We start from the raw sequence: 13,726 nt of genomic DNA, 5'->3' as shown, positions 1-13,726 counted from the left end.
CATCGTTCTTCCTCAAAACGCCTGCCCAATACTGACGTGCCACGCGGAGCGGTCTTCACGCTCGCCGCTGACGAATGTCTGACGATCCAGCTTGAAGCCCCAGTCGACCCTCACGGGACCGATGGGCGACCTGTAGCGCAGGCCGAACCCGATGCTCCCTCGGATCTCGTCCAGCGCGAGCTCTGCAGCTCGCCGGAACACGTTACCCGCATCGGTGAACAGCACGCCGCCGAGCGACCGCCACAGGGGAAACCTGAGCTCCGCATTGAGCACGACGAGCGCGTTCCCGCCCGTCGGAAAACCGTTGCGGTCGAGCGTGTTCGGGGCGCCGAGCCGATCGAGCGTGAAGCCGCGCACCGTGGTATCGCCACCAGCGAAGAAGCGCTCGCTGATCGGGACATCACGCACTTCCTCCTGCACCGGAGTGCCGTCCGAGCCGATGATCGCGTTGCCCTGTTCGTCGGTCACCGGCACGGGACGCGCCAGCCCCTCCGCCAGACCGAGCCGCGCGCCGAGCGCCACGACCGTGCGCTCCATCTGTGGCATCCGACGATAGACGAAGCCCTGCCAGAACCCCTTCACGAAGCCGACCTCCGACCCGATTGCGCGCGCGGAGAGCTCGCCATCCATGCTGATGAGGGTACCCGCGCTCGGATCGAGGGGATCGTTGCGCGTGTCGTTGATCACCGAAAAGGCCAGCGTCGACAACCGCACCTGTGGGAACAACCGATCGACCGTGATTTGGTCCTCCGGCGCGACCCGCACGTCGAACAGCTCCGTGCGACCGAAGCCATACCGGCCGATGACGGTGAGCCGTCGCGTCAGCGCCCGGGACACATCAACCCGTATGCCACCGCGTCGGAAGTTGAAGCTCGATCGAATCGCCTGCTCCCCAAAAGCCAGCACATTGACGTCCGCGCCCAGATCGAGCATCCGCGGCTCCCGGTACGTGCCCACCACGCGGTACTCATTGAACGCCAGCCCGCTGCCGTCACGCTCCGGATCCTCCGGCGCTTCCCGCGGTCTGAGGCTCGCGCGCATGAACAGGTTCACCGCCCGATTCTTGCCCCAGAGGTTGCGCCGGCCGATCTCGAAGAAGCCTCGCCCGGCAAACTCGAGCCGCGTGCCGACACCGCCATCGGTGTCGGCCACTCGCCGCAGCCGCTCACCCGCCTCGATACCGACGCCGTATCCAACCGTTGTGGCTGGCGCCTCCTCGACGGCGACGATCACGTCCCGGCGCATGCGGCCGACATCCCCTGCGTCCGTGATGCGGACGCTACGAAACAGGCCCAGCGCCGACAGCCGCCGCTGACTCTCCGCGACGTCCGCGAAGCCAAGCGGCCCGCCCGGCTCGAGCGTCACCTCTCGCACGATCGTCTCGGCGTCCGTTCGCGTGTTGCCCACGACCAAGATGCGATCGACCAGGGTCTGCGGCCCCTCATCCAGGCGGTAGGTCACATCGATATCCGTCGTCGTCGGAACGCGGGTGAACACCGCCTCGACCCGCGCCTGCCGAAAGCCGCGATCCAGATAGAGCCGTTGGAGCGCGTCGCGGTCGGCACCCGCACGCGCCACCGATAGCGGCGCCCCCGCCTTCGTCGTCAGTACCTTGCGGAGCTCCGCCTCGGAAAGGCCGTGCGCGCCGGTGATCGCCACACGGCCAACCATCGTCTGCGGCCCTTCGCTCACGACGAAGCGAACGGCCACTGCGCCCGGCGCGTTCGCCGCCGCGTTATCCGGCGTTAGATCATCGACCCGCGCTTCGACCTCCGCCGCAGCAAGACCGCGCCGATGATACTGCGCGAGGAGCGCCCGCGTCGCCCGGTCGACCTCCGAGGCGACGAAGGGCTCTCCCTCCGGCAGCGTGACGAGTGGGCGCAGCTCCGCCTCCGGCACCATGGCGCCCCCTTCGAACGTCACGCGTCGCGTGACGTACGCACGTCCGCGTCGTATCGTGAAGACGATGTCGAGAGTGTCACCGCGACGCGTCCGTTGGTAGCTCACCTCGGCGCGCCAGTACCCGCGACTCCGGAGATATTCCTCGATGCGGCGCTTCGAATCCTCGAGCAAGTCCTCGTCGGCTGCGCCCTCACGTTCGAGTGGCACCAGATCGCGCTCCGCGTCACCCGGCAGCGGATCCCCGGCAAAGCGCAACGTGACGAGCGGCCCCGGTGCCACCTGGATTGACACGTCAATCGTCGACTGATCGCTCCCTTGACTTGTCAAGAGAGAGATCGTTGCTTCGTAGTAGCGACGACGCCGCAGCTCGGCGGTGTAGTCGTCAATCCGTTGGTCGACGTCTGGTCGGTCCACGTACTGTCCGCGACCCAAGCGGAGATCTCGCAGCAATTGCGGCACCGGGACGAGCGGGTCGCCCTCGACGATGATCTCACCCACCCGCGCGCGTACGCCTGCATCAATGTTGAAGACGAGCACGAGCTCATCCTCGTCACGCGTGGCCTGGACAGCGGTGTCGATCGATGGCCGGAGGAAGCCGTGATCGGCATAGGCGGCCCGCAGCGCCGCGACTGCTTCTGCCATGCGCCCAGCAGGCGGAGACGAGCCGAGACGATCGACGATGGCACTCTGCAGCGTCCGTTCCGGTAGACCGAGTGTGCCGGCGAAGCGGAGCGTGGTGATCGCCCGAATCGGAACGAGGACATAGGTCAGCCGCACGCCGCGGCCGTCCGGCTCGGCCGCGATGCGGACGTCCTCGAAGCGTCCGAGGTGGACGAGATGGAACAGGGATTGACGAACGGCATCGAGGGCGAGCGGTTGTCCCGGCGCTGTGAGCACGAGCGCCCGCACTTGCGGCTCGTCCACTTCCTCGCCGTCACGCTCGATGCGGACGCTCGTGATCGGCTTCCCGACGAGCTCTGCGATCGCCTCGTCTCGATCGTCCTGGTGCGCATGAGCGACCGAGACGAGGAGCACAAACGTGAAGAGAAGGGTCAGGCACGCGCGGCCCCGTCGCGTGGCACGAGCGCTCGACACCACGCACCCGGCAGGTCGCGCGGGGCCTACAGGCCTCGCGCTCGACAGCGAGCCCCCATCAAAACACATGCCTTACGCGGACATCGAGCGCGTACGTCTCGTCTTCGTTCTGCGAAAGGACCCACGACAGCCGGTCGCTGTGGTTGTACTCGAGCAGGATGAGCTGATCGCGACGCGAGGAGGTCAGCAAGCGTCCGTAGGTCAGGTACACGCGATCCGAGAAGCGCTTGCCAATCGTGAGACGCGCGCCCGGGTCGAGACGTGCAGCGGTCTCGGCTGAGATATCACCGAGCGCCGGCGTGATCTGCACCGTATCGACGCCGAGCGCGATCTCGGCGGCCCGTCCCACCTCTGATGAGACCGGGTTGGCGAGCATCCGGAGCGCCCGCGTCGCGATGAGATCGCGCTCGGCCTGGTTGGGCTCGCGCAGGGCGCGCAGCTCCGCGTCCTGCGGGTCAGCGGTCTCGCCGAACAGCAGCCCCAGGATGTCGACCTCGGCGAGCGGTGGATCCGAGCTCAGATCGAAGACGAACCGATCAGGTGTTCCGGACGCCCGTAACGTGACGCGATAGACCTGGCCGGGGACTTGAGCGCGCGTCTCCGCCTCCACGTCGAAGAACGGCTCGATCCTGGTCGGGTTCGAGAAGTTCACCACGCCACGCGTCACCTCGTACCGCTTGCCCTCGGCGAAGATCTCCCCGCGCACGATTTCGCCGTGACCGAAGAGCTGCGGCTCGTCGTAGGTGCCGCGCAGTGTGAGGTCCGTGTTTGCCGTGAGACGCATGTCGCGGTCGTCGACACGAATGGTGCCCGGCGCTTCGACGCGCACGTCGAGCTGGAGCGGAATGCCCTTCTCGGGACTTGACGTCGTCGTCGTTGTCGGCGGCGGCTGTGGTGGCCCAACGGCGGTGAGGCCGAACAGGCCCGAGCCGGCCGTGTCCAGTCCCTGCACGAACACCGCATCGCGCACCCTGACACGGCCAGACAGGGTGGGCGCGCTCGCGGCCCCTCGCAGCGCGAGCTCTGCATCGACCGTCGAGCGGAAGCTCGAGGGAAACCGGACGCGCATATTGGTCCCCGAGGCTGTCAGGCCGTACTCGGCCAACGCGAAATGCTCGACGCCAATGTGCCCGTCGAAGCGCACGGTTCCGCCGCCAATCCGTCCTGTCAGGCTGTCGACGCGCACCCCGGAGCTATCGAACGCCACACGGCCGTTGAGCTGCTCCACGCTGTGCGGCAGCGCGAAGTGGCGAACCCGCGCGTCGGCCAGAATGGCGCCTCCGACGATCTCGGGACGATGGAGCGAGCCGCGAATGGTGGCCTGCACCTCTGCGGCGCCGGAGCTGCGCACATTGCGCACGAAGCCCGGCAAGATGCTCAGATTCGCATCGCCGAGCAGGCCCAGGCTCAGCCGCCGCCCGTCGAGACCGACCTCGCCGGCAACCTCGATCGCTGTGCCCTCGCCCACCAAGCGCAACCGATCCACCTTCACCTCCTGCTGGCCGAGAGAGAAGCGCAGCAGGCCGTCGTTCCGGATGCGATAGTCGAGCACGTCGAGATTGAAGCGCTCGATGCGCGCTTCGCCACGCAGGTCGGGGAGATGCGCGAGCGCACCGACGAGCCGGATGGTGCCGCTCGCCACCGCGTGAGCATCACGCGACAGGCTCGGGAACAACAGCCGTGCGTATGGTTCGACGGACGTGTCGTTGAAGCGGAACGACAGGTCAGCGTCGGCGCGATCGGTCAGCGCAATGCGGCCCGTGCCAGACAGCGCAAGGCGCGTGGAGGCCACCTCGAGCTGCGTGATCGAAAGGGTCTCATCATCGACCGAGAACTGGCCGCGCACCTGGCCCACCGCCTCATCGCCCACGTACAGATCGTCGACGCTGCCACGCACGAGATAACGCGGCGATGCGAATGTGCCGCTGCCGGATGCTGTGAACCGGAGCTGACCCGTGAGCGACACTCGCGGCATCTGCAGCCGCGTGAGACCTTCGATAGGAAGCTGTCTTCCGTCTGCGCTGAACGAGTACGTGCCGTTCCACCCGACATAAGCGGCGCCGGTCATCCGACCTGTCGACTTCTGCAGCGTCACAGCGTCGAGGCGCACGCCCTTGCCCTCGAACCGCAGGTTTGCAGAGGCGACGTCGAACGGCTCACGCCAGGCAGCGCCGCGCTCGATCTCGATGCGACCGTCGCCGAACGGCGCCCCGTAGCGACCGTAGAGATGCAGATCACCGGAAAGGTGGCCGTCGAGCGAATAGTCGTCGACACCAAACGCGTGGCGGAGATCGGCGATTGGGCGTTGATCGATGCGCAAACGAGCGTTGATCTCATCGCCGCCATTCACCGGCCGGGAGCCGAGCGCGAAACGGCCGTCGACATCGATCGTCGAACGGTTGTTCCGGACACGGCCGCGCTTCACCGTGGCATAGCCTTCGTCTACGATCACGTCCCCGGTCGCCTGTCCCCACAACACATCCCACGCTCGCATGCCGGAAGCTGCGAACCGGCCTTCGATGCGCGGTTGCCCGATGGCGCCGGTGAGCACGCCGTCGAACTGGCCGCGCCCGCCAATCTCGATGGCCTGCGTCGGCCGGCCCGCAGCCGTCATGATGCCCGCGAGCAAGCGATCGCTCTCCTGCCAATCACCGCTCGTCACGTGAAACGGAATCGTCGATTTGGCACCCCACGCCGTACGGCCGGCAAAGGTGACGTAGGTATCTGGCGTGGCAAGCTCGCCCCGCTCGAAGCTCACCCACTCAGGGTCATACCGATACGCGAGCGCACCAGCCAACGCGACCTGCTCCAACGGCGCGTCGGCCCGACTTCGACGTCCGGCGGACGGGCGCGACCGCTCGGACGCCACGCGCGAAGCCAGGGCACGCCCCTGCACCAAGACCCCCTCCGGCGGCACGACCTGAATTCGGCCGCCTCCGCGACGCTCGCTGAACCGCCCCAATGGGTACTCGAGCACGTTCTCCCCGCTTGCACGACCCGCCAGGCGGAGCCCGTGCAGCTCGACGAGATCCGTGTACTCCGCAAGATCGATATCTCGATAGGCGGCCTCGAAACGTGTCGATCGCGGTCCGTCGGCCTGCCTGCGAATCACGTAATCGAACCGCGCTCGTCCGCCCAGAACCGCTGACGATACATTCGTCACCTGAAAGCGGTCAGGCGTCCAGGTGAGCGCCCCGTCGAGATTGCCAAAGTGGTAGGCGTTCAGGCGGGCCTCGCTGCTGGCAAAGCGCCCCTTCAGCTCGTGTCCTCCCTTGAAGACCCGAAACGTCCCTGCGAAGTCGCCGCTGCCGCTCACGCGGAAGCGCTGGTCGGCGAAGAACAGCTCGCGCTGCCGCGCAAAGTCGAGCCGCGATTCGACACGATAGAACTGCTCCGGCCATCGTCCAAGGTTGACGCTCCCGACCAGCTGTGAACGTGCGCCGTCGGTGTCGAGATCGATCTGGTCGAAGTGGACGAGACCGCCCTCGATCGTGAACCTGGTGCGCATCGCTGCCGACATCGGCACGAAGTCCTGTATCCGCACGCGCCCATCATGGAACGTCGCCTCCCCGCGGTACTTGTCCGACTTGCTGACGACAATCTCGAGGTTGGCCGCCTCCGTGCTCCAGGGCAGACCATGATCCAAGTAGGTGAAATGGCCGTCGCTTGCCCGCATGAGACGCAGCGTCGTCACGAACCCGCGCGAGCCGCTCCGACCCGACTCTGAGGGCCTGGACGAGGGGAACTTCGGGACGCTGTGGCGGCCGCCAGGAAATGTCTCGACCAGCATGCGCCAGCCACGCATCTCAATCGTGTCGAGCACGAGCTCTCGGCGAAACAGCGTCCACCAGGGCAGACCGACCTCGATACGCTTCGCGACAAGGAACGGACGCGACTGCGATGTCAATCCGTCGATGACCACGTCGTCGAGCTGGAAGCGGCCGGTCAGGAGCCGAATCGAGAGTCGACCGATGTGTATCGGCCGCTGAATGCCCCGCGATGCCGCGCGCTCGGCGCGGGCCCGGAGAGATGGCCCAAGATCAACCGTGACGAGTGAGACACTTGCGGCGGCCAGGAGCGCGACGGTCAGGAGGAGCAGCGGGCGGATCACACGCCAGATTCGTCCACTGTAGCGCGAAGCGCGAAGGCGGATTTGACGCTGGACCGACGGCGGGACATGCTCGTGCATAGGTTCGCCTCTACTCCATCTCGACGAGCACCCGTCCAGCCTCGACCGATTGCCCTTCAACGACCACCACAGCCTTGACCCGGCCCGCTCTCGGCGCCGACAGCTCGTTCTCCATTTTCATTGCTTCGACCACGACCAGCGGCTGCCGCGCCGCCACCTCCTCACCGACCGTCGCATACACGTGCAGTACCTTGCCGGGCATCGGCGCCGCAATCTGCACGATACCGCTTTCGCCCACTGCGAGGCCACCCCGTCGTAACCGCCGACCGTTCACGACGAGATCCACGCTTTCATCGCGCAGGTGCGCGCGGACGATGCCGCGGGCATCACGTGGTCCAAACCGCACTTCACGGCTCCCGCCGTCCGGCCACAACAGCGACAACGTGGCCCCGTCGAGCCGCACTGCGCCCACGACCGCAGGCAGGCCGTCGACGGTCACGCGATAGTGATCCGGCGGGCTGGCGAGGCGTTCCACCGCCACCGTGCGCACGCGACCGTTCACCTCGATCTCAAAGGTCAACCCGGCTCCTCAGGAGGATCGGTACCGCACCTGGCACCGCCGTTATCGCGACCCCTCCCGCCGGCCGGTGGACTTCCAGTTACTGACGGCCATCGATGAGCGGCCGCCCTCCGGCAGGACGGCCGATGCATCGAGGAAGGACTGCAGTGCTGCAGCCACCACGGCGGTCTCCTCACCCTCTGCCGAGATCTCTTCGAAGGAGTCGCCGCGCCGACCCGCAAGAATCGCATCGAGTGTCGTCGTGTCGAAGATGCCGCGTTGAAACTCGGGTGTGCGCAGCATCCATCGAAAGAACGGAATGGTGGTCTTGATCCCTCGAACGTCATACTCGCCAAGCGCCCCCAGCATGCGTTGGACCGCTTGCGGCCGATCCTCTCCCCACACGACCAGCTTCGACAACAGAGAGTCGTAGAACACCGGGACCTCAGAGCCACTTTGCACGCCGGAGTCGTCACGAATGCCTGGCCCCCCGGGCGGCGAAAGCGCCACGATCTGCCCGGGTGATGGCAAGAAGCCGACATCCGGGTCCTCGGCGTAAATGCGGCATTCGATGGCGTGGCCGTTTGGTCTGAGGGTCTGTGCCGTTTTGAGCGTCACACGATGGCCCTGCGCGATCAGAATCTGCCACGCCACGAGGTCGATGCCGGTGACGGCTTCCGTGATTGGGTGCTCGACTTGGAGGCGTGTGTTCATCTCCAAGAAATAGAACTGGCCGTCTCGATCGAGCAGGAACTCTATCGTGCCGGCGTTCGTATACGCGACAGCGCGAGCCACAGCAACGGCGGCCTCCGCCATTCGGGCACGGAGCGCGCGCGTCACGGCGAGCGACGGTGATTCCTCGATGACTTTCTGGTGGCGCCGTTGTACGGAGCATTCGCGCTCCACGAACGGCACGATGGTGCCCTGCCCGTCGCCGAGGAGCTGAATCTCGACGTGCCGAGCCCGTTCGAGCTGTCGCTCGAAGTACACAGCCGTATCGCCGAACGCCGAGCCTGCCTCGGAGCGCGCGAGTCGTATCGCGCCCGGCAGCTCGTCCGCTGTTCGCACCAAGCGCATCCCCTTGCCACCACCGCCCGCAATTGCCTTGACGAGCAACGGGTAGCCGACCTCGTTCGCAAGGCATGCGACCTCCGCATCGGAGAGCTGAGGACTTACCGGTCCGTCCGTCCCGGGCACGACCGGAACACCGGCTGACTGCGCGATCTCACGGGCGGCGGTCTTGCTGCCCATGCGGGCAATGGCGTCGGTCGATGGTCCGACGAACGTCAGGCCCGCCTGCCGACATGTCTCGGCGAACGCCGGGTTCTCCGCCAGGAAGCCGTAGCCTGGGTGCACCGCGTCTGCCTCCGCACGCCGCGCCAGCTCCACCAGGCGGTCGATGCAAAGGTAGCTCTCGGCGGGCGGGCTCGGACCCAGGTAGTACGCCTCGTCTGCAAACCGCACGTGAAGCGCTGCGCGGTCGCAGTCGGAGAAGACTGCGACGCTCCGAATGCCGAGATCCCGGCACGCACGCATCACGCGAATGGCAATCTCTCCACGATTTGCAACGAGAATCTTGCGCACGTCGAATCGACTCGGGGGAATGGACCGCCCGGGATGGGGCGGAAGCGCCACGTGCCGCCGCCGGTAACGCTCGTAGAGCAGGCCTCGAGGCCTGCCAAGCGTCGAACAGTGTATTCTAGCGTGTCTCGGCACCCTTCTCAGGAAAAGAGCCACATGCTCACCTGGCTGGAAACGCTCGCGCAAGACCTGCGTTACGGCGCCCGTGCGCTCTGGCGACAACGGAGCTTCTCGGTGGTCGCCATCGCCTCGCTCGCCCTTGGCATCGGCGCGACCACCATCATCTTCAGCGCAGTCCACGCCATCGTCCTGGAGCCATTTCCGTACCGGGATCCCGACACGCTCGTAAGCGTCTCTTCCGCCACCCCCGGCGGGGGGAGCACGTCGTATTACCTCATCGACGAGTTCGTGGAGATCGCCGAGCGCAACCGTGTCTTCAGCGACACGATTGCGTCGACCATTAGCGACGTGCTGATGGTCGGCACCGGCGAACCGGAGCGACTGCGCGGGAACTACGTCACGCAGAACACGTTCGACGTCATGGGCGTTCCGCCCCTCCTGGGCCGTGGCAGCACGGCGGAGGATGGCCGGCCCGGAGCAGAACCGATCGCGGTGCTCGGCTACAAGTTCTGGCAGCGCCGCTACGGCGGACGGCAGGACGTGATCGGCCGCCAATTGCGCCTGAACGGCCGGGTTCGGACAGTGGTCGGCGTGATGCCCCCCAGGTTCATGTGGCGTGGAGCGGACGTCTATCTGCCCGAGCTCTTTCGTCGGGGCCAAACGATTGACGGCGTCGGTAGCGTACATCTCATGGGGCGGCTGAAGCCGGGTGTCACGCGGGAGCGTGTCCAAGCGGACGTTCGCCCCATCATCGAGGATCTCCGTCGCCGCGACCCTGACCGCTTCCCTGAAAATCCTCGAATCCAAGTCTCCACGTTCGAGGAAGCGTTTGCCAGCGGGCTGCGTGAATCGCTCTTTGCGCTCTTGGGGGCCGTTGGTCTGCTCCTGCTGATTGCCTGCGCCAACGTGTCGAACCTTCTGTTGGCGCGCGCCAGCGTGCGTGAACGGGAGATGGCCGTCCGCACCTCGCTCGGTGCGGGCGGCCGACGAATCGCGCGGCAACTACTGACGGAGAGCCTCGTGCTGGCGATACTGGGCGGCGTCGCCGGCATCCTGCTCGCCTATGCCGGCCTCAACGCCGTAACCGCCTTGCTACCTGACAATCTCGTGCCGGATGAGTCGGAGCTGGTCATCAATCTCCCGGTCCTCTCGTTCGCCTTGGGTGTGTCGACGCTGAGCGCTGTCGCGTTTGGATTGGTGCCAGCCCTGCAAGCGGCGCGGACGAGCGTGACGAGCGCGCTGAGAGAGACGGGACGCGGCCTCGCGGGCGGCGCGCGGCACGTCTGGCTCCGGAACGCGCTCGTTATCGCGGAGGTCGCGCTGGCGGTCATCCTGCTGGTTGGTGCGAGCCTCATGATGCGGACGATGCTGAGCCTGCAGCAGGTGGAGCTGACCTTCGAGCCGGACCAGATCCTCACGATGCGCGTCCCGCTGCCGGAAGAGCGCTATCCGACGACCGCCGATCGCACGCGCTTCTTCACTGCGCTTCTGGACCAGGTGCGCGCTCTTCCGGGCGTCAGGGAGGTCGCGGTCAACAGCTCTATTCCGCTCTATGCCGGTTGGGGATCGCGCATCGAGATTCCAGGACAGTCCGCTGATCCACGCGGCGTGGCCGTGCAGGAAGCCAGCCCTGCTTATTTCCGCATCGCCGCCGTCGTGCCGCTCAGCGGCCGGCTCTTCGATGAGCGGGATGTCACGGCGGCGCGGCGCGTGGGCGTGGTGAACGAAGCGTTCGTCGCGCGATACTTTACAAACCAGTCACCCCTCGGGCGGATCGTACGACTGCTCTATCTGAGCGAGCCAGCCGTAAGCGCTGCCGACGATGGCGTCGAGATCATCGGCGTCGTGAAGAACGTCCGCAACACCGGTGTCGGTAGCCAAAGCGAAGTCTGGCCGGAAGTGTACGTGCCGTTCACCCTCAGCGCGATGCGCTCGTATTTGATCGTTCAGGCGGATCTCCCGCCAATGCAGCTCCAGCGCAGCGTGCGAAGCCGGGTGTACGCGGTCGACAAGGATCAGCCGGTGACCGAGGCACGAACCGTGGACATGGCGATGTTCGAGTACTCCCTTGCCGGGCCACGGTTCACCTTCGTGCTGTTCGCGATCTTTGCAAGCCTCGGACTGCTGCTCGCGTCCGTAGGCATCTACGGCGTTCTCACCTATGTGGTCACACGCCGGACGCAGGAGATCGGCGTGCGCGTTGCGCTCGGTGCCCGCCAGCGCGACGTCGTGGGCCTGGTGATGGGCATGGGCCTGCGCCTCATCCTGGCGGGCCTCCTGCTCGGGTGCCTCGGCGCGCTCGCCGCCGCTCGCCTGCTGGCCAGCCAACTCTGGGGCGTTTCGCCATTCGATGTGCTGTCGTTTGTCGCCGTGGCCGCTCTCTTGCTGATCGTTGGCTTGCTCGCCTGTTTCTGGCCGGCACAGCGCGCGGCGCGGGTCGATCCCGTGGTGGCGCTTCGCGCAGAGTAGTCATCCCCTCTATTGCAATATCCGATTTAGTAGTCTATTATCTCCTAAATAGGAGTACTGCGAGATGGCCGTTCCTGCCGAATATCCGACCACGCGCTACGAGGTCTCGCCGTTCGTGGACCTCACGGCCAAGACGGAAAGGGAACGGCTCAGCCCGGCGGCGGTACGCGCGTTCTTCAACATCCTCGCCCGGTGGGGAGTCCGCGACGAGGATGCCCGCGTGCTTCTGGGAGGCGTGTCCAACGGCCCCTACTACGAGATGAAGAAGAGTCCCGATCGTGTCCTGGACACGGATCGACTACTTCGCATCTCCTATTTGATCGGTATCTTCAAGGCGCTCAACATCCTCTACTCGACCGAGCTGGCCGATCAGTGGATCCGGCTGCCCAACAGCAACCGCATCTTCCGAGGCCGGACGCCGCTCGCCTACATGCTCGAGGGCGGCCTGCCGACCATGCAGACGGTGCGGCGCCTGCTCGACGCGCGCCGGGGCGGTGTGTGACGCGGCGGCCGGCACATCGCGCGGCTGGGGTCCGCGCGGCGCGGGCGGCGCCCGCGGTTGGGCTCATCCGGCAACAGGACACCCATCGCCTCATCCCGTCGAAATACAGTGACGGCGGCGAGAGCGTGTTGACGCGAATCGCCGATGATGACCAACACCTGGAGAACATCTTCGACCTCGATCACGCAACCAACGAACGGCTGCTGTTCGAGAACGATCTTCTGCCTGGCATCGGCATCCATGAGCTGGTCTTTGGCGTGCCGTACTATCGCATCGTCAATGCCGCCTTCTGTCATCCGCATCCGCTCGGGAGCCGCTTCAACGGTCCCGAGCGGGGCGCGTGGTACGCGGCCTTCGAGGTGGAGACCGCGCAGGCGGAAGTCGCGTTCCACAAATGGGTGGAGCTCGCGGAAGTCGGGTGGCTCCAGGAGGAGGCCACCTATGACGACTATCTCGCCGACTTCAGCGCCGAGCTGCACGATATCCGCCGTGACAGGAAGTTTGCCGACTGCCTCGCGCCCGGCAGCTACGTCGCGTCACAGGGTCTCGCGGAACAACTGCTGGCGCAGGGCTCGCTCGGTATCGTTTATCCCAGCGTGCGCAGGCGGAAGGGCACCTGCCTCGCATGCTTGCGGCCGGCGCTCGTGATGAACGTGCGCAAGGCGACGACATATGTGTTGCGATGGGATGGGGCACCCGACCCCACGATTGACACGGCCACGTAGCGCGGGGCGGCCTTTAGTAGAATCAAGGATATCGAGATAGCGGAGTGAGGTGTCCACATGTCACAACCCAAGAGTTGGCTATATCGAGCAGAGCTCGTGATGTTGGTTGCCGCGGCGCTCGTGTTCGCAGCCTATGCCATTTCGAGATTTGCGGCGGGTTGAAGGCGTGCGATGGTGCCATTTGGCGCTATAATAAGTGACAGAATGGCGAGCGAGCTTCAGGCTGTCGTTGAGCAACTTGGTGGCGAGTCGGCCGTGGGGCGATCTCTCCGGACCGAAATCGACCTCCAGACGGCAATTCGCGAGGGATTCCCTCAGTCGGTTGTCAGAGAGGTAATGGCGGCCACAGGCTTGACCCTACGAGAGCTCGCGGCCAGCCTCGACCTCTCCGCACGCAGCCTCCAACGTCGGAGGCATGAGGGACGGCTAGCGCAGTACGAATCAGATCGTCTCTATCGACTCGCACGCATTGTCGCTCTTGCAAAGCTCTATCTGGGCACCGCTGACGTGGCGATGCGATGGCTGAGGCGTCCAAATCGTGCGCTCGGCGGTCTCGTTCCTCTCGCGATGATCGACATGGAGCTGGGCGCACGCGCCGTTGAAAACGTGCTGGGGCGTATCGCGTACGGCGGCGTGAGTTGACA

Annotated in this window: 8 protein-coding genes; 4 read left to right on the top strand and 4 right to left on the bottom strand. The window is 65.9% G+C overall.

Going from position 1 to position 13,726, the window contains the following annotated elements; translation table 11 throughout:
- Positions 1-12: 12 nt before the first annotated feature.
- Genes GEV06_14535 through GEV06_14520 form a run of 4 tightly spaced genes read right to left on the bottom strand, consistent with a single transcriptional unit; the run spans position 13 to position 9,269 of the window.
- Positions 13-3,066, bottom strand: a complete 3,054-nt coding sequence (locus tag GEV06_14535; GenBank protein MPZ19112.1) for a BamA/TamA family outer membrane protein — start codon at positions 3,064-3,066, stop codon at positions 13-15.
- On the bottom strand, positions 3,056-7,186 hold the full coding sequence (locus GEV06_14530; GenBank protein ID MPZ19111.1) for a hypothetical protein: 4,131 nt from the start codon (positions 7,184-7,186) through the stop codon (positions 3,056-3,058). The genes GEV06_14535 and GEV06_14530 overlap by 11 nt, the downstream gene beginning before the upstream one ends.
- Before the next feature lie 10 nt (positions 7,187-7,196).
- Positions 7,197-7,706 carry an acetyl-CoA carboxylase biotin carboxyl carrier protein subunit gene (locus tag GEV06_14525; GenBank protein ID MPZ19110.1) on the bottom strand — a complete coding sequence of 170 codons (510 nt, stop codon included), beginning with the start codon at positions 7,704-7,706 and terminating at the stop codon, positions 7,197-7,199.
- 42 nt (positions 7,707-7,748) lie between these two features.
- Complete coding sequence (locus GEV06_14520; GenBank protein ID MPZ19109.1) at positions 7,749-9,269, bottom strand: acetyl-CoA carboxylase biotin carboxylase subunit; 1,521 nt, start codon at positions 9,267-9,269, stop codon at positions 7,749-7,751.
- 33 nt (positions 9,270-9,302) lie between these two features.
- On the opposite strand from GEV06_14520, the gene GEV06_14515 reads away from it, so the two are divergent.
- From GEV06_14515 to GEV06_14500, 4 genes are all read left to right on the top strand, one after another.
- The gene (locus GEV06_14515) at positions 9,303-11,855 is read left to right on the top strand and encodes an FtsX-like permease family protein (protein MPZ19108.1); all 2,553 of its coding nucleotides are present in this window, start codon (positions 9,303-9,305) and stop codon (positions 11,853-11,855) included.
- 64 nt (positions 11,856-11,919) lie between these two features.
- On the top strand, positions 11,920-12,357 hold the full coding sequence (locus GEV06_14510) for a DUF2384 domain-containing protein (protein ID MPZ19107.1): 438 nt from the start codon (positions 11,920-11,922) through the stop codon (positions 12,355-12,357).
- A 65-nt stretch (positions 12,358-12,422) separates the two neighbouring features.
- On the top strand, positions 12,423-13,082 hold the full coding sequence (locus GEV06_14505) for an RES domain-containing protein (GenBank protein ID MPZ19106.1): 660 nt from the start codon (positions 12,423-12,425) through the stop codon (positions 13,080-13,082).
- 171 nt (positions 13,083-13,253) lie between these two features.
- Positions 13,254-13,724 (top strand): DUF2384 domain-containing protein, encoded by a 471-nt coding sequence (locus tag GEV06_14500; GenBank protein ID MPZ19105.1) that lies wholly within the window; start codon positions 13,254-13,256, stop codon positions 13,722-13,724.
- The last annotated feature ends 2 nt before the right edge of the window (positions 13,725-13,726 follow it).

The sequence above is a fragment of the Luteitalea sp. genome (assembly GCA_009377605.1).
Lineage (GTDB): Bacteria > Acidobacteriota > Vicinamibacteria > Vicinamibacterales > Vicinamibacteraceae > WHTT01.
This window is presented reverse-complemented; position numbering and strand designations above follow the sequence as displayed.

Excerpts from the sequence above, each read along its gene's own strand:
- GEV06_14535 (MPZ19112.1), bottom strand. The coding sequence starts at position 3,066 with ATGTGTTTTGATGGGGGCTCGCTGTCGAGCGCGAGGCCTGTAGGCCCC.
- GEV06_14530 (MPZ19111.1), bottom strand. The coding sequence starts at position 7,186 with ATGCACGAGCATGTCCCGCCGTCGGTCCAGCGTCAAATCCGCCTTCGC.
- GEV06_14515 (MPZ19108.1), top strand. The coding sequence starts at position 9,303 with ATGGGGCGGAAGCGCCACGTGCCGCCGCCGGTAACGCTCGTAGAGCAG.
- GEV06_14510 (MPZ19107.1), top strand. The coding sequence starts at position 11,920 with ATGGCCGTTCCTGCCGAATATCCGACCACGCGCTACGAGGTCTCGCCG.
- GEV06_14500 (MPZ19105.1), top strand. The coding sequence starts at position 13,254 with ATGGTGCCATTTGGCGCTATAATAAGTGACAGAATGGCGAGCGAGCTT.